Genomic DNA, 20,178 nt, shown 5'->3' with positions numbered 1-20,178 from the left:
TTCACCCACGCGCCATGCCACCCGACGATGCGTTCCGCTCAGGTCGACAGATGATCCAGGCGCAGCCGTCCGCGTGCGTCACTCAACCGGGTCGCCGTCAGCACGGCGGACAGCGTCGCACCGATCATGTTGCCGCTGACGATCAGGCTCATCAGCACGATCTGGTATTTCGATGCTTCGAGCGGATTCATGCCGGCCAGGATCTGGCCTGTCATGATCCCCGGTAACGTAATGACCCCCGCCGCCGCCATCTGGTTCAGGGTCGGAATCAGGGCGGTGCGGATAGACTGGCGGATCAGGCTGTTCATCGCCTCGGCGCGCGTCGCCCCCAGGATCAGCCGCGCCTCGATCGCGGCCCGCTCCCGCGAGATCATGGACAGCAGCGTGTTCATCGACAGACTGGTTGCATTCATCACATTGCCCAGCAGCAGGCCCGTCATCGGAATGGCCGTGCGTGCCTGATACCAGGGATGCGGCTGCAAGGCCGTCAGCAGGCCGACCAGCACGACGATGATCGTACCCGCCGCCGTGCTGAAGCCACCGATCCCGAAATGCCACGCCGGCGTCAACCGCGCGACCTGGCGCGACCCGACCTCGAACGTCGCTGCCGAAAACATGAAGGCCAGGACAAGCAGAGTCAGCCAGATCGACGACCGGCCGAAGACGAACAGCAGCACACTTCCGGTCAGCATCAGTTGCACCGCCATGCGCACGGCGGCGACGATCAGCGTCCGATGAATGCCCAGTGACAGTACCAGCGACAGCACCACACAGCCGACGATCAACCCGCCCGCCAGAACCAGGTCGCCCGTATTCAGCAGGATCGGCGTCATGACGCTGCTCCGACAAAATGCCCATGCACCAGTTCACGGCGCAGATCGGCCATGCGCATGGCCTGCGTCGGATCATGCGACACAAGGACGATCGCAGTTCCTCCGGCCATGGCCGCGCGCATCATCGCTTCCACCATCAATGTCGTCCCTTCATCCAGGGCGGAACATGGTTCGTCCATCAGCAGCACGCGCGGCGCCAGACGCAGCGCGCGGATCAGGGCCAGGCGCTGCCGCTCGCCGGTGGACAGCCGATGCACCGGGTCATTCAGCACCCCGGCGCGCAGGCCCGCCTGCGCCATCAGGTCGCGGGTCAGCGCATCGTCGGGCATGTGATCCAGCACCGAATCCGACCACCATCCCGGCTCGGCGGGCAGATACACGACCTGCCGCCGCCAGCGATGGGCCGGCATGGCGGAACAGAAACACCCGTCCAGCGCCACATCGCCCTGATGGGGGTCCAGGTCGGCCACCATCCGCAACAGGACGGATTTTCCGGCACCCGACGTTCCCGTAATGACCAGGCAGGTCCCCGGCGGCACATCGAAGGCGAAAGGCCCGGCATGGGCGTTGCGCAGGGCCCGCACGGACAATCCCCGCGACAGGACATCGCCGGATGACGAAACGGAACGACCTTCGATCACGCTGACAGGATCCATGCGATTCTGCACGTTTCAGGAGGCCGGATAGGCAAAAAGATGCCGGTCGTCGAAATTCAGAAAGGTCTGCTCGGGCGGATGATCAGCCTCCAGACTATGCACCGACCAGTCGAGGGAAGGCAGATGCCACAGCGTACGCCAGCGCCCGGCCTCGAACGTCATGTCCCTGCGGATCGCGGCATGACCGCGCGCACTCTGCCGCACGCCTTCCGGGCGCAGATAGGCGCAGGCCGGCCCCTCCTCCCGCACGCCGATCGGCGTCACGTCCTGAAAGCCGAAGCCGCCATCGAACCCCCATTGCGCGTCCCGACGGCGCAGCACCACCGGCAACGCCCCCTCCGCTCCGGTCATGCGCGCGATGCGCGGCGACAGCGGGCGGCCATACAGCGCGTCCGGCGTGGCATCCTGCATGATTTTCCCGCCCTCCAGCATCAGCACACGGTCGGCCAGACGCCAGACATCGACCGGGTCATGCGTCACGAACAGCGCGGAGCACCCCGTCTCGCGCACCAGCCGGCGGATCTGGTCGCGCATGCGCCCGCGCACCTCCACATCCAGTCCCGACAGCGGCTCGTCCAGCAGCAGCAGGTCCGGCCGCGCGGCAAGGGCGCGGGCCAGCCCGACCCGCTGCTGCTGGCCACCCGACAACTGCGCGGGATAGCGCCCTTCCAGCCCCGCCATGGACACATCGCGCAGCAATGCACGCGCCCGCTCCCCCCGGTCGCGTCCGTGGCCGGGCATGGCCGTCACGATATTCTCCAGGCAGGTCAGGTGCGGCCACAACGCATAATCCTGAAAGACCATGCCCAAGCCACGCCGTTCCGGCGGCACGAAAATACCGTCGGATCGGCTGTCGACCCGCCTGCCACGCAATGTCACGCATCCCGCGTCAGGCCGTTCCAGCCCCGCAACCAGGCGGATCATGGTCGTCTTGCCGGACCCCGATCCCCCCATCAGCAGCACGAACTGTCCACGGGGAATATCGAGGGTGACGCCATGCAGAACCCTGGTCCGGCCATGCGATTTCACGACGTTATCCAGCGACAGGATAGTCTCAGACATTCTCTTGCTCCACGGCCCCGGCGTTCCCGAGCCTTCCGCGCCTTTGCGTCCGCTCCATCTCGGACCCAGCCACCACACGAGGCACCAGTGCGATGGCGGCCGCCGTCACGGCAAGGCATATCCCCATCCCCACCAGGGCCAGCCGGGCCTCGGCACCGTAATGCAGCGTATCGTCCAGAGACAGCAGCCTGACACCCAGCGGCGCGCTGCCCGCCGGATACAGGATTTCCGATAACGGCAGTTCGAAGAACAGTGTTACGAACACCATGCCCCACGCCCAGGTCAGCCGGCGGAGCAGCAGCGGCACATAGATCCGTTCCACCCGCCGTGTCAGCGACACACCATGCACCCGTGCCGCTTCCCCCAGCCCCCGATGCAGATGCGCGAACGGCGCATCGAGAAACCGTATGGCGATCGGAAGATGGCTGGCTGTATAGGCAAGGATCAGCAATGCCGGCGTACCGTACAGGGAGAGAACGCGGCCATTGAACGCAATCACATAGGCGGCACCGAGCATGACGCCCGGAACGGCCATGTTGGCCGATGTCAGCCACAGCAACATGCGCGCCACCACCCGACCGGAACCACCGGCGCGCATGCGCCCACCCAGGATAAGCGCAGCAAGCACAACCGAGAAGACCGCCGAGACGAAGGCATAGCGCAGCGACAGGCCGATCCCGCGCCATCCGTCCCCGTCGATCAGCAGGTCGTCGCCAGCGCCGGTATCACCCGCGGCCTTTACCGCCAGGGCCAGAAGCGGCACGGCCACCCCCGCCAGCATGACACCCACCGTCAGGGCCCACGCCAGCACGGCCGTGCCACGGCCGCAGGGCACCATGCCGGGGCAATGCCGCAGCCTGTCTGCGGCCATCGCGTCACGCCGCCCCAGCCTCGCCTGCACCGCAAGAGCCGCCAGGGCCAGCAGCACCAACACCCAGCTCAACCGGGCAGCCTGGGTGAAATCCAGCGGAACGGTCGAGAGGTTCTGGTAGATAGCATAGATGACCAACGGCATGTGCGCCTGCGCCCCGAGCGTAGCGGCAATGCCGAAATCCTGCGATGCCGCGACCATCTGCACCATGAACATGCTGCCGGCCACCGGCAGGAGCAGCCGCAGCGTCAGCCAGGCCCGCCGCCACGCCGCCGGCACATGTACCCGCGACGCCGCATCCATGTCCGCGCCCACCGCATGCCATCCCGCCCGCGCCGTCACCGACGAAAATGCCAGCCCCTTGACCGTCAGCAACGCAACGATCCCTGCCTCGCCATAGAACAGGCGGCCAGCGGCCCCATCCGCCAGGAACGGCGCCGCAACCACGATCTGCCAGCCCATGGTCAGCAGATAACTCGGCATTAGGAACACACCCCACAGCGCCGCCGACAGCAGCCCCGCCCCGCGCCACCGCCGACGTTCCAGCAGGAAGCCGGCCAGAAGCCCCGGCGGAATGACCAGCAGCCCAGCCTCGACACTCAGCCGCAAAGTGTTCCACAACGCCCCCGACGACAGGCCTGGGCGCGATGCGCCGCCCAAGCCCGATAGCGGTGCCCAGTCCGGCATCAGCGGCAGCACCAGGAAGCGTGTCAGCGGGTAGAGGAAACTGATCGCGATGACGGTGCCGAACAGTACCGACGGTCCGCAGCTTCCTACCGCCCCGACCAAACGTCGCGTGCCGCTCATCGCATGATCTCCTGCTGAAACCATCCAGTCACCTCGGCCTGAAGCGGCCCCCAGACCTCCGGGTCCGGATGCGACAGCACGAGTCCGCCCGCATCCGGCAGGTCCGGCTGGGTCGGCCTGGCCGTCACGGGCCAAAACAGACGTTCGGCACCGGGCAGGCGCATACGCCAGGACTGGATATCGGGCCGCATGAGGAAGCGCAGGAACGCCTCAGCTTCCTGCCGGCGGGCGGACGGCCGGTCCGCCGCCACCGCCGCGACGGCGGGCAGGATGAAGGCCGGAGCGGGAATATCGACGACATAGTCGGAGTTGGCACGCGCCAGGGCCATCGCCGCAGTGCTCTGCACGATCGCAGTCCCGATCCGCCCCGCCCGCAGCGCCACCAGGACAGACGGGTTGGAGGGGCCGACCAGCAATCCGCCCGCCACCATCCGCCGCAACGCCGTCTGCCCCGCCGGCCAACCGCCATTCAACGCCATCATTCCGGCCAGCAGCGGATAGGCCGGCCCGGAGAGTGCCGGATTGGCCATCCCCACGCGCGCCGCCGCCATCACGTCGTCCCAGCTTCGCGGCATACGCGCCCGGTCCCGGCGCGACAGGAAAACACCGGCGAGCGTAAAGCCGGTCACCTCATAGGAGCCGTCGACCGGCAGCAGCGCCCGCCCGGTCGGCGTCCAGTCCAGATCCGCCACCACGCCGTGCGCCAGCAGGGCTGCCCTGTCCAGAGCCACCGCGCCGTCATCGCCCTCGAACCACACCACGTCCCAGCGCGGGTGATGCGCCTCGGCCGACACGCGCGCCAGCAGCATTCCTCCCGGCATCGCCAGCACGGTCGCGGGCCGGCCGGTCTCGCGCACATAGGCGGCGACAACGGCAGGGGCCACGCCGACCGAACTGTAGATGACCAGCCCAGGCTCCCGCCCACCGGTCAGGCTGGCCAGGCACGATACAACCAACAGCAGCAGCACGGCGGCAGCCACACGCACGCCCGTCATGTCCTTTCCGCCATTCTGGTCCGGGCCTCCGTAGTCGATGCGACAGAGTCCCTATAAGATTGTCGCAAACACTACAGGGTGAAGGTTTGATGAACTTGACGCCCCGCCCCTGCCCACCTGCTATGTCGATTGATTCGTGACGAAGCCGGAGGCCCGAAGCATCTTGAAACCCGACCCGATCGCCGAGAGCCTGCGTCCTGATTCAGGACTGACCCCGATGGCGCGACGGGTCGCGCAATTCATTCACGCCAACCGTCCATTAGCCCTGGCCAGTTCCGCGGCGGAACTGGCCGAACGGATCGGCACCTCCGACGCGACGGTCATCCGCTCGGTGCAGGCCATCGGTTTCGACAGCCTCGCCGCCTTGCGTGCCGCCCTGGTCGCCAGCCTGACCCACGCGCGCGATCCGGCCTCGGCCCTCTCCCGGACGATCGAGGATATCGGCTCGGACCTCGACGACGCTATCGGAAGCATTCTACAGACCCATGCGGACATGGCCGCCGCGCTGCAACATCCGGCCACCCGGCAGCGCATCGCCGAGGGCGTGCGGGCGCTGCACCCCTGCCCGCGCATCGTCGTCTTCGGCATCGGCCCATCCTACGGGCTGGCCGACTATATCTGCCGGGTTCTCAACCGCAACGGTCTTGCCAGCCTGCCGATCGGCACCACCGGCCGCGCCTTCGCCGACGACCTGGTCGTGTTGCGTCCGGACGACGGCATCATCATCATGGCCTACGACAGTTTATATCGCGAAATCGCGCTCCTGTTTCGCGAAACCCGACGACTGGGCCTGCCGACCGTGCTGGTCACCGACCGGATCGCGGCGGCCGATGTGCCGCCCGGCACTGTCATCGTGTCGGCAATGCGCGGCAAGGAGGAACATATCGCCCTACATGCGGCGACAGTCGCCATCCTGGAAGCCATCGCCTTCGGCCTGTCGGTCGCCCGTCGCGACCATACGATGGCAACACTGGACCGCCTGAACGATTTCCGGAGCCAGATCGAACGTTACTGAAGCCGTGCCACACGGTTCGGACAGCAGGTCCCGCCCCTCCTGCCCCCGCGACAGGATCACAAGACTATGGTTCATGGCTTCCCATCGTCCCTCGCCGATCCAACGGTAGAAATAACCCTGTACGGTCGTAAAGGCGGGAAAGTAACACGACGATTGCCGCTTCGGTCAGATACTCCGGCCTGGATGTCGCTTATTGTCGTGTCTGAGAAATGGAGACCATCTCTCATGCCCCTTTCTGACGCGAGGGGCATTCTTTACCTGTAATCTGGAAATATGAAGTCTTCTCCGATTTTCCTCTCGCGCTTCACCGCTCCCAGTCGAAAGCGTCTCTGGACGCAATCGCTTGCAAGAATTTTCTGGACCATGTGTGTCAATGCAATCGCCGTCCGGCTCCGGGGATGAAGAAGACGAATAAGAAGAGGATTCATGCGGTTTTGCGATGATTGCACATATGGCCGAACGAGGCACTCATAGGCCTTGAAAGCCTCCGCATAATGTGTGCTCCGTTTGATTTCACCAGCAAGCACATACGCGCCGACCAAAGCCAAAGCCGTTCCCTCCCCCGTGAAGGCGGTTGGACAGTAGGCGGCATCGCCTAACAGCACAAAGCGCCCACTCGACCAGCGGGACACTCTGACCTGACTCATCGGCCCGAAATAGAAATCACGAACCGTCTCCAGTTCCGCGCTGATACGGTCTGCGACTGTTCCCCTCCCCTTCAGGGCATCATGCAGCATGCCCTTTGCCTCTCCCTGATTTTCCCATGTGATATCGTGTTTCTTTCGGATAAATGTCACAAGGACAGTCGTCTCTGTTTCGTTTCCGGGCCGCAGCGTGATGAATGTTCCATCGACACCGTTAACCGTATACGCCCAACCATCATCTCCTGGACGTCTGCTGATTTTAAAAAAAGACATATAAGCCGCAAGATAGCGAAAGCTGGTTTCGCTCGGCAGGATCATGTCTCTGGTCGCTGAACCGATCCCCTCTGCACAGATGACAAACTCAAAATCCTCGACACTGCCATCATTGAACGTTACCGACATGCTGTCGTTTTTCTCTTCAAGGCTTGTGACGAATGTTCCAAAACGATAGTCACATATTTCAACAGTCGCCTCGAATAGAATCTGCGCGAAGTCGCCGCGCAGAATTTCGAAATCGTTTGTTAAGGTCGCAAATGCACCTTTAGGGAAAACAGCAACCAGCTTTCCTGTAGCATCAACGTATTTCTGTCCCTGTTCCAAGGTGTTCCTGGCTTCGATACGCTCGACAAGCCCCATCATCCTGATGACCTGTTGCCCAGCGCCCTTGATATCCACGTTCTGGCCGCCATCACGCAGGGTGCGCGCCCTCTCGGCAATAACGACCTCGTAGCCATATTGGTGCAACCAGTAAGCACATACGGGGCCAGCGATGCCGGCACCACTTATAAGGATTGTCTTTCGAGCTTTCACGGAGTCTTTTTCCATCATCATGCTGCAATGGGGCACAGGAACCGTATGGAAGGCCCGCGCCTTCTTCCTGATGACGGTCTGTGATCGCTCTATAAAATTAGCAGTCTGTCGCGCCTGGCGTCATTACGAACTCCAGCCAGATTGTTATTCAATCTTGCCATACAGGTGTTCCACAGCGACAATAGCGTCATGCCGATCTTAACCGACCGATCAAAAATGGAAGACTGGATCGAACCGGACGAGGTTCCGCGCCGTATCGTGGCTTACGGATATGCTTTCGAGCATCTGGACAAGATCGATCTGGAATTTCACAGCCACGTTAAAAGCCAGATCATAATGGTTCAAAGCGGCGCACTGAGCTGCGAAATGGAGGGGGGTCTTTGGATCGTCCCACCGCATAGTGCTATCTGGATCCCAGGCGGCGCGCGCCACACCATTTACGCAAGCGGAGCGCTCAAAGGATATAGCGCCTTCATTGATCCGGACGCCGGACCAGCGTCTCTGCACGCATGCAGGGCTATCGCCATAACGCCGCTGCTGCGCGAACTCCTCAAACGGGCTGCGGCTCTTCCGCTCTTTTACGAAACGACCGACACGATTATCCGCATGCAGGACGTGCTTCTTGACGAGCTCGCCGCAGCGACAGTCGAGAACCTCCACCTTCCCATGCCTCGTGATAGGCGATTGCGGAAAATTGCTGATCGCATGATCGAAGTGCCCGCTGAGCAGCTCACCATGAATGTCTGGGCCAGTCAGGTCGAGTTGAGCACTCGAACCCTCTCCCGCCTGATCCTCAAAGAAACCGGCATGAGTTTCAACCGCTGGCGTCAGCAACTCTGCGTCATGCTCGCGGTGAAATGGCTGGCGGCTGGCACGACAACTCAACAGGTCGCTGGTGATCTGGGCTACGAAAGCGTCCCGAGTTTCGTGACCATGTTTCGCAATGTTCTCGGGGCTCCGCCTGGGCGATATATGGCCGAAAGATATTCCAGAACTGGCTTGGTAGAAAAATAGATACGGTCAATCGGTCGTGTGATACTGTCCTCCCCAAGTATCGCATGGGGCTCTGCGGCGATCTACCGGATTGACCAAGACTGTATTGACGAACATGTATCGTGATATGCCGGACTGCCTGATGGAACGACGTATCAACAGCCAATACTCTTTCACCCATGCATGCGAGCACGATAATGCTCGAGCACATGCTCTACTCCTGTAGAGGAAAAAACACTTTTCAAGCCCTGCGCAGCACCTTCAGCAGCTATAGCAGCACGTGCGCACATGGCGCGTTCATACCGGTTGACCAGTGACCAGTCATTGGTCGAAATAAGGGCATCCGCCAGGTCAACGGCATCGGCGAGCGCAAGATTGACCCCTTCGCCCGAGAACGGAGACATAAGGTGCGCTGCATCACCGAGAAGGGTCAGGCCAATCTGACTTTTCCAGGAATGCCCCAACGGCAACGCGTAAAGCGGCCTTACACCAATACATTCTCCCGTTTCAATGACATCCAGCAAGGTCGGTGCCCATCCGGCAAACGTGTCTCGCAATGTTTGCCGCAGGTTTTCACAGGACCGGGCTCCCCACTCTCTGGCCAGATTTTCAGCCAACTTGACGCCAGCATACCCACGAATATGGCCATAACCGTTTCTTTGCGTAATCAATGCGCGGTTATCGCCTATAGCAAGCATCTTGCCGTCACCGGTCAGTTTACTGATCCGAGGATGACGCTTCACCTCAAACCCCAACTCAACCAGGGTAACACCCTCATAAAATGGCACGGCATCGCTCAGCAAGGGCCGCACACAGGACCATGCACCATCCGCACCGATGACAACATCAAACTGTTCGGCCCACCCGTCGCCATACACCATGAAACCGTTCTTTTCTGGCGCAATTCGGGTCGTTCGGCGCCCCCAGCGAACAGTCCCTGGAGTGAGAGAATTCAACAGGATCTGGCGCAGCACGGAACGATCGATTTCAGGCCGGTCGTCCATAGGATCATTGCGATCAAACAGGAGCACGCCCTCGGCATTATACAGGCGATCTCCCTGATCTTCTGGTCGGGCTGCCGCAAGAAATGCCTCCCGCAGACCGGCCCGCTCCATCGCGTACTGACCGGTCTCACCATGCATGTCGAGAGAGCCTCCCTGAGGCCGCTCCTCTGCATGCCGATCTCGCTCCAACACCACAGCGCATTTTCCCTGACGTTGCAGCAGGCGGGCAAGCATCAGACCGCCCGGGCCACCACCGACAATCGCGATCCGCTCCATTGCCATATCACTACGCTCCATCTATATAGGAACCTATATAAATAAATATAGGAGCCTATGCAATGGGCAATTCTGACGATTGGGATCCTCTCCGTCATCCTGGCCACTATTTCAGCCGGATTGCCCGCGGGCTGACCCGCGTAGGCGACGGAAGATTGCGGCATCTGGGATTTGCGACAGCACACCTTCCGGTTCTGACTGCTCTCAAAGACGGAGCCGAGTTATCACAGAAGGAATTGGCAAAATGGGCCAAGGTGGAGCAACCTACCATGGCGCAGATGCTATCCCGCATGGAGCGGGACGGACTGGTGCAACGCATGCCAGATCCCGAGGACAAACGCTCAAGTCTCATCTCATTGACAGAAGCGACACTGGAGAAACTTCCAGCAGGACGCACAATCCTCCGCCAGGGTAATTCTGAAATGACGAAGGGTCTGACCGAAGATGAAATAGAGACACTCGTTTCCCTCCTCAGACGTGTGCTTGAAAACGTCGATTCTATGGAACCGTAAGAAACATCTCACTCCAGAAGCCGTTTTCTATGTGTTTTCTACGCGAGATTTTTGGCAAAAAAAAATCCACTCTTCCGAATAAAATTTCTCATTTTTCGGAATTCTATTCCATATCTTCGAGAAAAGGAACGTAATATACTTTCGATTGTTCGAACGATCTATTATCGGCCTGGTAGCTTAGATCGACCGTTACCCTTCCAAGGGAGCGGCCGCACGTTCAAATCGTTTCGGCCAGAGGCCGACCCTCACGCGAAAGAGCGTAAGAACGACACTGTTCGGCGGCGCAAAAATTCCTATCGCTTACGGTTGCGTGATTGCCCCGAAAATGCGTAGCGGTAGGGGGTGACGAGAACGCGCATTCGATTGAATCAGGTATGAAACGGCCGGGATAAATCTGCGCTCGCCATCAGGTCGACTCTCCCAGATGCTCCCGCATCCACCGAGCCTCCTCGGTAGCACTGCGGCCAAAATGCTTCCGAAAATCACGGCTGAACTGGGCGGCACTCGCATAGCCGACTTTCGCTGCAACAGTGGCGATGGAACCATGGTTGGATGCAATCATAAGGCGCGCTTCGTGCAGTCGCATCGCCCTGACGTAACGAACTGGAGATGTACCAGTTAGAGTCTTGAAATGGGCATGATAGGTAGGAACACTCATACAGGCGTCTGCCGCCAGGTCCGGGACGGAAATGCCTGCGGTGAACGATGCGCGAATGCGGGCGAGGCTCTCCACGATCCGGCCGGCAGGCCCCCGATGATGCAGGGCTGCCCGGAGCGCGCCCCCTTGAGGCCCGACGAGGACCAGGTAATGCAGCTCCCGCATAATGCCAGATCCAAGGATCGCGCATTCCTGCGGGTCCGCAAGCGTGCTCATCGTCCTGCTCAAGAGTTCTCGCAACTTCGCAGACAAGGGGCTTGAGACGAGGCTCCGCGCCTGCTCTTGCACACTCTTTCCTCCGTCCTCAAGCATCACAGCGATCTCGGCAGCGAGATGCAGGTCGAAGTCCACGTAGAGTGCCAGCAGGGGCATTTCGGGAGAGGCTTGCGACGCCATGCGGAATGGCACTGGAACCGATACGCCGAGGTAGTGATCGGCATCGTAGCGATAGATTTGTCCATCCAGGAAGCCCTGCTTCGAACCTTGCAGCACAAAGACAGCCCCTGGCCGATAGAGGACCGGCACATCTTCCAGAACGGTTTCAGACCGCAGGATGCGCATGCCACCCAAACCGGTAGGGTTATACCCGGGCCGCGGTGCAAGCTGGGCTGCCCTCCTGGCAAGATCGTCATGTTTCATAGAAATGCTCAATTATATCAGAGAATCCACACTACTTGGCAGGTCCTTCTCAGACTATTTAGCAATCCATCGAACCGCACAAGCGAGGCTCAATCATGACAGCCAAAACCTTCTTCATTACTGGTGCCAATTCGGGCTTCGGGTTTGCCATCGCCGAGGCAGCGCTGCGGGCAGGACACAATGTAATCGGCACTATTCGTTCCGAAGGAGCACGCAGTTTCCTGAGCGAACGGCTTCCAAGATTACATGCAATATTTTGCGACGTCACCGATTTCGACCGCATCGAGGGGATCGTTCAACAGGCCGAGGCCGATTTCGGGCCAGTCGACGTGCTGATCAACAATGCCGGCTACGGGCACGAGGGGGTGCTGGAGGAATCTCCTTTGCCCGAAATGCAGCGCCAGTTCGACGTAAATGTGTTCGGGGCGGTCGCTGTGGCCAAGGCATTCCTGCCGCGCTTCCGTCAGAGGCGTTCGGGATTTGTCGTCAACGTCACCTCGATGGGTGGCCTGATCACGATGCCGGGGATCGCCTACTACTGCGGCAGCAAGTTTGCGCTGCAGGGGATATCCGAAGTCATGCGTGCCGAGATGGCACCTTTTGGGGTGCATGTGACCGCTCTTTGCCCAGGCTCTTTCCGCACCAACTGGGCGGGCCGATCCATGGTTCGCACAGAGCGCTCAATCGACGAGTACGACAGTCTCTTTGACCCGATTCGAGCGGCACGACAAAAAAAGCACGGCCTGCAGCTCGGTGATCCTGAAAAACTTGCTGAAGCTGTCCTGATACTCGTGATGTCCGAAAACCCTCCGCCGCAATTGCTTTTGGGCAGCGACGCGCTTGGGCTGGTTCGTCATCGGCTTCAGGCCATGCTCCATGAGATCAACGACTGGGAGAAACTCACCTGTTTCACGGATGGCTGACAATCCATCAGGTATGCGGAATGGATCTCGTCAAGGCTGCACTCCTGCACATCGCCTTTGAGCGTGCCGCGAAACGCGCTGGCTTACGGCGTCGAAAAGACGGTATTCAACCAGGCGTGGACTTCCTGCACCAGACGCAGCGGATTGTTTCCCTGGCAATGCGCATCGGCTCCGGTTTCCGGTCCGAGGACCAATAATTGACTGCCGAACGACGACACCCCTTCGCTCCACCTCCGGGTCTGCTTCTGCCAGACCCCGCCTTCCTGCGTGCCCAACACTGAAAGAAACGGCATCTGCACCTTGGCAGGATCGGCACATTTGCCTTCCCACTTGCGTGCCAGTGATGGAAGGTCGTTCGTCCCGCCCTTCCACATCAGTACCTCCATATTCCTTCGAGCCGCCTGAGACGGGTTGGAATAAGAGCTAGCGGCCGCCGTAAAAAGCTCGGAAGGATTGGCAAGAACAGGGGTAGCGATGACTGCGGCCAAGCGCGGCTCCTCAGCGGCGGAGCGGGCAGCGAAATAGCCGCCTAGACTCATGCCGAGCAAGGCTAGTCGTGAGATATCGACGCGGTAACTTGCAATGAGAAAATCGAGCACGGCACCTGTGGCTTTTTCGGTTTCCGGCTCCCAGAAAAGTCCGTCGGCCGGCGTGGCGCCCTGTCCCGGCAGATCTGCCAGAGCCACATTGTAGCCCCTCTCGATGTAATAGCGACCTTGCGAGAGGAAGCGATCCTCATGGCAGGTGTCCGCACCGCCGATCACCAGGATCGTGGGTGCCGAGGGATCGCTGGCGCGGAAGAAATGTCCCGGGAGAGTTGAGCCGCCATAAGGGACGGCAAAACGCTCTGACGGCAGGCCCAGTTCTTCCATCGCCACATCAAAAAAGTACTGACTGCGGTGGAACAAGGCCAGGAACCGCTCACCCGGAGCGACGAACTGCCAGGCAAGACGGAAGCATGTGAAGGCGCGAAGACGGGTTTCGCCGGCGGCACGAGTCTCGCCGCGCGCAACCCATTGGTCGGCTTGCACGATAAGGGTTTCACCCTGGGCCTCGAACGCGCTGGCCCAGGAATCAGCATCGCCATCCTCGATCATCGTGGAAACCTGAAAGGCTTCTCCGGCCGAAATACCTCCCGCTGGCGCCCAGCCCAGAGCGCCAAGGAAGAAGAGGTCCATATTCGGGTCGGAAAAGCGATAGCGCTGGGTAAGCCGTTGCGTAGAATAGTCTTCACCGGCAGCGGCGATCGCTTGCTTTGACATTGTGGCGCCTTAGTGTGCAGGAAAAGAGCGCCGAATGCGGCGTTAAAGAAAATATATTCACTTTAAGGTCGACATGTCAACGAGACGTCCCGGTGGTCGAACCGCCATCGTGAAAGCAAAGGCCTTCGAGGCGGCACGAGCGCTTGCCGTGGAGCGTAGCCTCCACAACGTCACCATGCCGGAGATTGCGAAGCGGGCGGGCATCGCGCCGACCAGCCTTTATCGCCGATGGGGCGATGTCGGTTCACTCCTGATGGAAATGGCCGTGGAACGGCTTAACGAGACGTTTCCGCTTCCCGACGAGGGGACACTCGTAGCGGACCTGACCCTATGGGCGCGGCGCATTACCGCCGGACTGAACGCCGACATCGAGGTCAACTTCTTCCGTGTGCTTCTGGCCACCACTGCCATGTCGTCGGAAACCCGCCATCAAGTGCTCGCGCCCCGTCTGGAACAGCTTAACGCGATGCTTGCCCGCGCCAAAATGCGCGGCGAAGCCGCACCGGAGGCTGACGGTGTCATCGACCACCTGATCGCACCGCTTTACATGCGCTCGGTCTTGGGAATGCCGCTCGATGAACAGTATGCAGATAAACTCGTCAGGACGTTGTTGAAGACGATGACCGCTTGAGATGCTCTGATTGGCCTGCTGCCGGTTTCATGGACATAAGGAGCCGGTTACAACGCTGTCATTGACCCTGCCCCCGACGAGCCCTCACTAGCGCCGCAGGCAGATAGCACAACAACTCGTGTACCTAGGCCCCCATCTAATGGGGCAACATACGGACGACTTTCCGATCCCATTGCCGCAGCGCGCGCGTCGAAACAAGCTATCCAATCATACGGCCCCCTTTAATCATTTAGACGTGATTTGATTCCGATTGTTTCCTATGTGTTTCCTGCGGTGCATTTCAGGCAACAAAAAACCCGCCGGTGAGGGCGGGTTTATCGTGTCCTATCAAGGACTTATTCAATGGTTGCGGGGGCTGGCAACGGCCTTTGTCATAAAGGCGGAATATTCCGCCTTTGCGCCGTTCCCGCCTCGGGTACTCTGGGCCGCGCCCCCTTTCGCCAGATCAAGGATCGCCACCAGTTCGCCGCGTAGGCTGGCATGAACCTCGCCCCGGTTCGGGCCGGGCGTCAGCACAACGCCCCCGATCAGGGCGCGAATGGCCTGCGCCACCTCCCGGCCCCCTTCCGGGTCGTTCACAGTCTCGACCAGTCGCGCGGCCTTCGCTCGGTAGAGTTCCGACACATTGGGGTTCACATCGGGCAGGTCCGCCGGAACCTCGGCCATGCGCCCCATGATGTCGGCCTTCTGGCGTTCAAGCTCCTGCATCCGCGCTTTCATCGCGGGCTGATACATCCCGTCCTCAATGGCGGTGATAATCCCCCGTATCGCGCGGTCAATCCTGTCCAGCGCCTTGCGGTCCGCCTGCACCTGCGCCCGGCGGGCATGGTTCAGCCGGTTGTTTTCCTCGTGGTAGGCTTTGACGGCCTTGGCCACCGCATCGGGCGAGGCCATACGTTGGGTCAGGCCCGACAACACGCGGGCTTCGATCACGTCCCGTCTGATCGTGCGATTATTGGCGCAGAGCATCCCGCGATGATGGTTCAGGCAGCCGAACCGGCTGTTGACGATGATCCCCACCTTGCCGCCACAGACCCCGCAGGTCATCAGCCCGGATAACAGCGAGGCAGGCCGCCTCCCGGCATGGATGCGCCGCGCATGCGCCTTGCCATCATCATTGGCGGCCTCACGCGCCGCCATCGTCCGGGCAATCTTCTCCTGCTGGATTTTTACCCCCTGCCACAGATCATCGGGAACAATGCGCAGGTGCCGGACTTCGGTCCTGATCCACTGACCCTCGGGATTGACGCGCGACACCCGCTTGCCCGTGTTGGGGTCTTTGATGTAGCGCAGCCGGTTCCAGACCAGCACACCCGCGTATAGCTCGTTATTGATGATCCCGGTTCCACGTGAGACATGGCCCCGAATGGTCGTCCCGCCCCATGACCGGCCCAGCGGTCCCACAATGCCGTCCGCATTCAGGTCGCGGGCAATGCTCTTCGGTCCCTTGCCCGAGGCGAACTCCCGGAAGATGCGTCGGACGATGTCGGCCTCGGGTTCATTGATGGAGCGTTCCCCGGTCACAGGGTCGCCATTGGCGTCCAGCCGCTTCACCACGTCATAGCCGTAGCAGAGGCCACCACCAAACCGCCCCTTCTCGACACGACCGCGCAGACCGCGATGGGTCTTCATGGCGAGGTCTTTGAGGAACAGGGCGTTCATCGTGCCCTTGAGGCCGACATGCAGTTCGGAGATTTCGCCCTCGGCCAGGGTAACGATCTTCACGCCCGCAAAGCGCAGATGCTTGAACAGCGTTGCCACGTCCGCCTGATCGCGCGAGATACGGTCCAGTGCCTCGGCCATCAGCACGTTGAACACTCCCGTGCGGGCATCTTCCAGCACCGCCTGAATACCAGGCCGCAGGATCATGCTGGCCCCGGAGATCGCCGCATCCCGATAGGTCTGCACGACGGGCCAGCCGTCGCGCTGGGCCATTTCATCGCACAGGCGCAACTGATCCTCGATGGAGGCCGCACTCTGGTGGTCGGACGAATAGCGGGCATAAAGAGCTACGCGGGTCATTCACTCTTCCCTTTCCGGCCTGTCCTTCCCGCCCGGACCAAGGCCGGGAAGAGGAAGGTTGTCGTTGGCGGCCCGTCCGTGTTCCCGGCGGGCAAACTCTTCGCGGGCGATCTGGCGGCCCAGCGCGCTCGCCAGGGCAAACACCAGCGCGTCAGCCCGTGCCTTAGCGTCAGGATCGACCGGCCCGTTATCGTTGGCCGGGACAATGCCGCCGGGTTCCGTCTGCGTCATGGTTGCGCCCTTTCCTCGCTGGAAAGAACAAACCTCAATGACACAGCCAGCTTAGCGCAAGAACTTCCGCAATAGACAGAAAAACTGTGCGGCTAGAGAGAAGAAAAACGTAACTTCCTTCTCAACTCTTGCGACTTTCACGCGCCGCCGGACTCGCCTGCAAGGTCAGGGCGGCGATCATGCCCGACCGGGTTTCATGCGCGGCCTTCGCCAGCGCATCCAGACGTTCCAGCACACGACGCGGCAGGGAGATGTTGGCCCGCTCCACCCGGTCATCCAGTACAGCCGGATCAATGGTCACGAACCCCACCGCCCAACCGGCATATTCGGGCAGTTTGCGCACCGCATCCAGCGTGCTCGGGGACGGGACCGACCCGCCCGCGTCCAGAGTGGCGTCGATCCAGCCTGCCGCCGCGTCAGCAGCGTTCGCCAGAGCTTCATCCAGCGTATCCCCTGCCGAGAAGCAGCCAGGCAGATCGGGAAACACGACACCGAACGCCGTGGCCTCATCTCCCTCTTCGATCATCACCGGGTAACGCATCATCGTTTCTCCTGTAGGCCCGCCTGCTTGCGGATCGCGGCCACAAGGCCGCCGCCCAGGTCTTTCTTGGGGTGCGGCACGACCACGATACCCGGACGGTCAGGATGGCGGAACACATGGTGCGAACCCCGCACGCGGTCCAGAGCCCAGCCTGCTTTTTCCAGTTCCCGAATGAGGTCGCCGCTCTTCATTTACACACCATACACACGAAAGCCTCTGAGCACAAGAAATTCGGTATCTGTCGGAGCAGATTATCGAACAGTGCCAGCGAAAGGCACGCTTTTCTGCCATTCCTGAAAGATCATGGCTCAGGAGCCTGTTTTTTGGAGTGCCGGTCAGAAATCCCCCAACCCCATGTGCAGACAGAATAAAATCCGGGACGCTGCGCCAGTAGTGCCGGATGCTTTTATCTTGCCCTCTTCATTCCTCCCCTTCCCGGCCTCTATTTTCCGGTTTCCATCTCGCTACACGTCGTTCAATCTGCCTTCCAACCCAACCGCTTTTTGCCGGGACAACGCGCCGCTCCGCGACGCGAATGGAAGTATATTACTTTTCCATATCGTCGTTTAGTATTTTTTCGGCCTCAGATACCACTTGATCGTTGATTTTTTTAAATATTTTCACTCCGCCATCCACTATTGGAGTTTTGGGTAATTTCTGATCATCAAGAATAATATTCCCCGTATATTTTTTATTTTATTTACTACACCATCTATACCTCTCAATCTCCAATACATGGATACAAACATTGGAAGCATTGTATAAAGTTTATAAGGAGAAATAAAAACAAATAATATGAAAAAACCCACATAAATTATAGCTATCATTCCCATCGCTATGAACGTGGTTATTTCTGCAAAACTCTGAAAATTTTCACTTATTTTAGGAGCGTTCTCCAACCCCCACCACAACATACCTTCAACAAAAAAAACATAAAACAAGAATAACCGTTGCATGGAATAAAATACATAATCTCTTCAACCGAGTCATTTCAGATAACGTAAGTGACATTTGAACTCTCCGTGCCTCAAGATAATCTGAATTTATTCATATCAGATCTTTTGAACAGTTTAATAATTATCAGATCGAAGACTTTTCGGTTCCGCTCCTTAAGGAAGCAATCTCTCACCGCCAGTTAGCGAAAAGGACCTGATACTTACGACTCAAACCCACATACACAGCCTGCCGAGAACGAAAGACCTCGATTGTGCCTTCGCGTCTCTTTCGCTGTTCTTTCTAGTGACCTCTTCCGCTTCTGGTCCGGCGCCCAATGGACGGCCTGCAACGCTCCCGCACTGTGCTCGGCCCGAGCTAGAAACAGCAGTGGACACGGGCCTGTCCGCATGGCTCAAGGCACAGGAAGTGCAACGTAAAGCCGTCCTTCCCGCGTGCCCGGCTTCACACATCGGAAACAGTCTGACCGCTCGGTCATCGTCATGCGTGGGACATTCCATGACATAAATTTTCATGCACGCGGAAAGCAAAACCCGTGCGGATCGGCGGGCCAATCGGATGCATGATGACCGCACATTCAGGAATAAGAAACCGACCAGTTTTCGACGCGAATTTTGCCCGTCAATTGTCATAGGAAACGCTGTTCGGGGGTCACTTTTCCCGCATCCGGCGATGCACAAAAACAGCGCCAAAATTCTATCAGTTTTCACACCCGGAATGCAGCCGACGCCCTCGTTTCTGGTTCACAATCCCCCTCATTCTGGTCTTATGCGCAATGCAGCGCAGTTCATTGGTCGCCAGCGTCGTTTTGTGCTGTCATGGCGCAGTATTTTCGGTATTGTTTTTACGCTTCATCAGTAGTTCCAGAGAAGAGAAAGAAGAAGGCAAGATAAAACGGCCTGCCACGTCGGACGACAAAGCGCTGTCGCGCCTTGTCTTCTGGTGTGCAGGGTGGGTCGGTCGTGTGCAGGGTTTCCCATTTTGGGGCGGTTTTCTGCCGTTCCGCCTGCACAGAAGGGGTTTTCAGCACAAAAGCCTCTCCCTGGTCAGCCTTCCGTACGCAGCGACACATAACCTCCTTCAACCAGACGCCGCCCTTCGGCCGTCCAGGACCTGGCGGAGCGTCGCCAGCTATGATCGATCCATTCGCGATTGGAGAGAGTGAGCGCCCGTGGGTCGATCAAACGGGCAGCGATCCGGCGCACACCAAAGCCTGCCCGGTCCATATCGACGGCATGCAGACAGCGGATCAGCAACTGCGACCGTACGGGAGTAATGACCGGTGGGATACAGTACGGAATGCTGAACCCGAGATAGCGGAACATAAAGCGTCCCGCTTCATAATAACGGCTTCGGAAAAGGGGATCGAGCGGGATGACCAGTCCAGGCCGTTTCATGGCCTCGGGGCTATCCATCAGGAAGGAGAACGTCCCGAAGGGGCCGACCACCGTAACACCACGGCCTTCCTCGTCCTCACGGTCCAGCAGCACCCGGCCCAGAGCTTCGAAATTCAGTGACAGGAAGTCGGAAAAGCCGTGCGGAGCCTCTCTCAGGCTGATGATCCGGGTCGTGTCTTCCCTGCGCCAGATGACAGGTTTGCGGGTAATGGGAATATCAGGATCGTGGACAAAAACGTAACCCCCAGCGGTTACGGAAAGCCGCCCACAGGAGCGAAGGATTGTCGCTTGCTCCTGCCCGCAGGCTGGTCTCCCGGTAATCGTCGCCATAGCGGGACCAGCGCCGCATGAAGGCCCCGGCAAGGGCAGAGGCTGACAGGGTTTTGAGGATGGCCAGATCGGCCTCGGAATGCCAGATGTCGGATGGCATGGGGACAATCCT

Annotated in this window: 21 protein-coding genes and 1 pseudogene; 6 read left to right on the top strand and 16 right to left on the bottom strand. The window is 59.8% G+C overall.

Features of this window, described 5'->3' with window-relative positions; all coding sequences use genetic code 11:
- Positions 1–38 precede the first annotated feature (38 nt).
- Genes C7453_RS03930 through C7453_RS03910 form a run of 5 tightly spaced genes read right to left on the bottom strand, consistent with a single transcriptional unit; the run spans position 39 to position 5,224 of the window.
- The gene (locus C7453_RS03930; protein WP_114726245.1) at positions 39–833 is read right to left on the bottom strand and encodes an ABC transporter permease; all 795 of its coding nucleotides are present in this window, start codon (positions 831–833) and stop codon (positions 39–41) included.
- Entirely contained in the window at positions 830–1,489 is a 660-nt protein-coding gene (locus tag C7453_RS03925) for an ABC transporter ATP-binding protein (protein WP_114726244.1), read from the bottom strand. Before C7453_RS03925 ends, C7453_RS03930 begins: the two co-directional genes overlap by 4 nt.
- Positions 1,490–1,504: 15 nt before the next feature.
- On the bottom strand, positions 1,505–2,551 hold the full coding sequence (locus C7453_RS03920; protein ID WP_114726243.1) for an ABC transporter ATP-binding protein: 1,047 nt from the start codon (positions 2,549–2,551) through the stop codon (positions 1,505–1,507).
- Complete coding sequence (locus C7453_RS03915; RefSeq protein WP_114726242.1) at positions 2,544–4,229, bottom strand: ABC transporter permease; 1,686 nt, start codon at positions 4,227–4,229, stop codon at positions 2,544–2,546. Before C7453_RS03915 ends, C7453_RS03920 begins: the two co-directional genes overlap by 8 nt.
- Positions 4,226–5,224 (bottom strand): ABC transporter substrate-binding protein, encoded by a 999-nt coding sequence (locus C7453_RS03910; RefSeq protein ID WP_114726241.1) that lies wholly within the window; start codon positions 5,222–5,224, stop codon positions 4,226–4,228. Before C7453_RS03910 ends, C7453_RS03915 begins: the two co-directional genes overlap by 4 nt.
- Before the next feature lie 136 nt (positions 5,225–5,360).
- On the opposite strand from C7453_RS03910, the gene C7453_RS03905 reads away from it, so the two are divergent.
- Positions 5,361–6,239 (top strand): MurR/RpiR family transcriptional regulator, encoded by an 879-nt coding sequence (locus C7453_RS03905; RefSeq protein ID WP_255318151.1) that lies wholly within the window; start codon positions 5,361–5,363, stop codon positions 6,237–6,239.
- A gap of 27 nt (positions 6,240–6,266) precedes the next feature.
- Here the strand turns inward: C7453_RS03905 and C7453_RS03900 are convergent.
- A pseudogene (locus tag C7453_RS03900) lies at positions 6,267–6,398 on the bottom strand (IS5/IS1182 family transposase); the annotation flags it as partial.
- A 95-nt stretch (positions 6,399–6,493) separates the two neighbouring features.
- On the bottom strand, positions 6,494–7,714 hold the full coding sequence (locus C7453_RS03895; protein ID WP_141288656.1) for an FAD-dependent monooxygenase: 1,221 nt from the start codon (positions 7,712–7,714) through the stop codon (positions 6,494–6,496).
- Between the two features lie 168 nt (positions 7,715–7,882).
- On the opposite strand from C7453_RS03895, the gene C7453_RS03890 reads away from it, so the two are divergent.
- A complete protein-coding gene (locus C7453_RS03890; RefSeq protein ID WP_114726645.1) occupies positions 7,883–8,707 on the top strand; it encodes an AraC family transcriptional regulator in 825 nt (274 codons plus the stop codon).
- 152 nt (positions 8,708–8,859) lie between these two features.
- Here the strand turns inward: C7453_RS03890 and C7453_RS03885 are convergent, their stop codons facing one another.
- Positions 8,860–9,966: an FAD-dependent oxidoreductase gene (locus C7453_RS03885; RefSeq protein WP_245948768.1), complete on the bottom strand. Its 1,107-nt coding sequence runs from the start codon at positions 9,964–9,966 to the stop codon at positions 8,860–8,862.
- A gap of 62 nt (positions 9,967–10,028) precedes the next feature.
- Between C7453_RS03885 and C7453_RS03880 the strand changes: the two genes are divergently transcribed.
- On the top strand, positions 10,029–10,478 hold the full coding sequence (locus C7453_RS03880) for a MarR family winged helix-turn-helix transcriptional regulator (RefSeq protein WP_114726237.1): 450 nt from the start codon (positions 10,029–10,031) through the stop codon (positions 10,476–10,478).
- 406 nt (positions 10,479–10,884) lie between these two features.
- Here the strand turns inward: C7453_RS03880 and C7453_RS03875 are convergent, their stop codons facing one another.
- Positions 10,885–11,697 carry an AraC family transcriptional regulator gene (locus C7453_RS03875; RefSeq protein ID WP_245948767.1) on the bottom strand — a complete coding sequence of 271 codons (813 nt, stop codon included), beginning with the start codon at positions 11,695–11,697 and terminating at the stop codon, positions 10,885–10,887.
- A 173-nt stretch (positions 11,698–11,870) separates the two neighbouring features.
- Between C7453_RS03875 and C7453_RS03870 the strand changes: the two genes are divergently transcribed.
- A complete protein-coding gene (locus C7453_RS03870) occupies positions 11,871–12,698 on the top strand; it encodes an oxidoreductase (protein ID WP_114726235.1) in 828 nt (275 codons plus the stop codon).
- 83 nt (positions 12,699–12,781) lie between these two features.
- Here C7453_RS03870 and C7453_RS03865 read toward each other — a convergent pair whose 3' ends face one another.
- Positions 12,782–13,960: an alpha/beta hydrolase family protein gene (locus tag C7453_RS03865; RefSeq protein WP_114726234.1), complete on the bottom strand. Its 1,179-nt coding sequence runs from the start codon at positions 13,958–13,960 to the stop codon at positions 12,782–12,784.
- 109 nt (positions 13,961–14,069) lie between these two features.
- Between C7453_RS03865 and C7453_RS03860 the strand changes: the two genes are divergently transcribed.
- A complete protein-coding gene (locus C7453_RS03860) occupies positions 14,070–14,591 on the top strand; it encodes a TetR/AcrR family transcriptional regulator (RefSeq protein WP_211311016.1) in 522 nt (173 codons plus the stop codon).
- Positions 14,592–14,930: 339 nt separating this feature from the next.
- Here the strand turns inward: C7453_RS03860 and C7453_RS03855 are convergent, their stop codons facing one another.
- From C7453_RS03855 to C7453_RS03840, 4 genes are all read right to left on the bottom strand, one after another.
- Positions 14,931–16,613 (bottom strand): recombinase family protein, encoded by a 1,683-nt coding sequence (locus C7453_RS03855; protein ID WP_114726232.1) that lies wholly within the window; start codon positions 16,611–16,613, stop codon positions 14,931–14,933.
- Positions 16,614–16,844 (bottom strand): hypothetical protein, encoded by a 231-nt coding sequence (locus C7453_RS03850; RefSeq protein ID WP_114726231.1) that lies wholly within the window; start codon positions 16,842–16,844, stop codon positions 16,614–16,616.
- Positions 16,845–16,965: 121 nt separating this feature from the next.
- The gene (locus C7453_RS03845) at positions 16,966–17,385 is read right to left on the bottom strand and encodes a type II toxin-antitoxin system HicB family antitoxin (RefSeq protein WP_114726230.1); all 420 of its coding nucleotides are present in this window, start codon (positions 17,383–17,385) and stop codon (positions 16,966–16,968) included.
- Positions 17,385–17,576 carry a type II toxin-antitoxin system HicA family toxin gene (locus C7453_RS03840; RefSeq protein WP_114726229.1) on the bottom strand — a complete coding sequence of 64 codons (192 nt, stop codon included), beginning with the start codon at positions 17,574–17,576 and terminating at the stop codon, positions 17,385–17,387. The genes C7453_RS03845 and C7453_RS03840 overlap by 1 nt, the downstream gene beginning before the upstream one ends.
- 1,276 nt (positions 17,577–18,852) lie before the next feature.
- Between C7453_RS03840 and C7453_RS19080 the strand changes: the two genes are divergently transcribed.
- The gene (locus tag C7453_RS19080) at positions 18,853–19,200 is read left to right on the top strand and encodes a hypothetical protein (protein ID WP_170222005.1); all 348 of its coding nucleotides are present in this window, start codon (positions 18,853–18,855) and stop codon (positions 19,198–19,200) included.
- Between the two features lie 185 nt (positions 19,201–19,385).
- Here C7453_RS19080 and C7453_RS03835 read toward each other — a convergent pair whose 3' ends face one another.
- The gene (locus C7453_RS03835) at positions 19,386–20,057 is read right to left on the bottom strand and encodes a DNA -binding domain-containing protein (RefSeq protein WP_371858454.1); all 672 of its coding nucleotides are present in this window, start codon (positions 20,055–20,057) and stop codon (positions 19,386–19,388) included.
- Positions 19,954–20,166, bottom strand: coding sequence for a transcriptional regulator domain-containing protein (locus tag C7453_RS19775; protein WP_220791153.1), 213 nt, complete (start codon positions 20,164–20,166; stop codon positions 19,954–19,956). The genes C7453_RS03835 and C7453_RS19775 overlap by 104 nt, the downstream gene beginning before the upstream one ends.
- Positions 20,167–20,178: the final 12 nt, after the last annotated feature.

Origin of the sequence: Gluconacetobacter liquefaciens (assembly GCF_003350405.1) — a bacterium.
Lineage (GTDB): Bacteria > Pseudomonadota > Alphaproteobacteria > Acetobacterales > Acetobacteraceae > Gluconacetobacter > Gluconacetobacter liquefaciens.
Note: the sequence above shows the minus strand (reverse complement) of the source record. Positions and strands in the feature narration are given on the sequence as shown.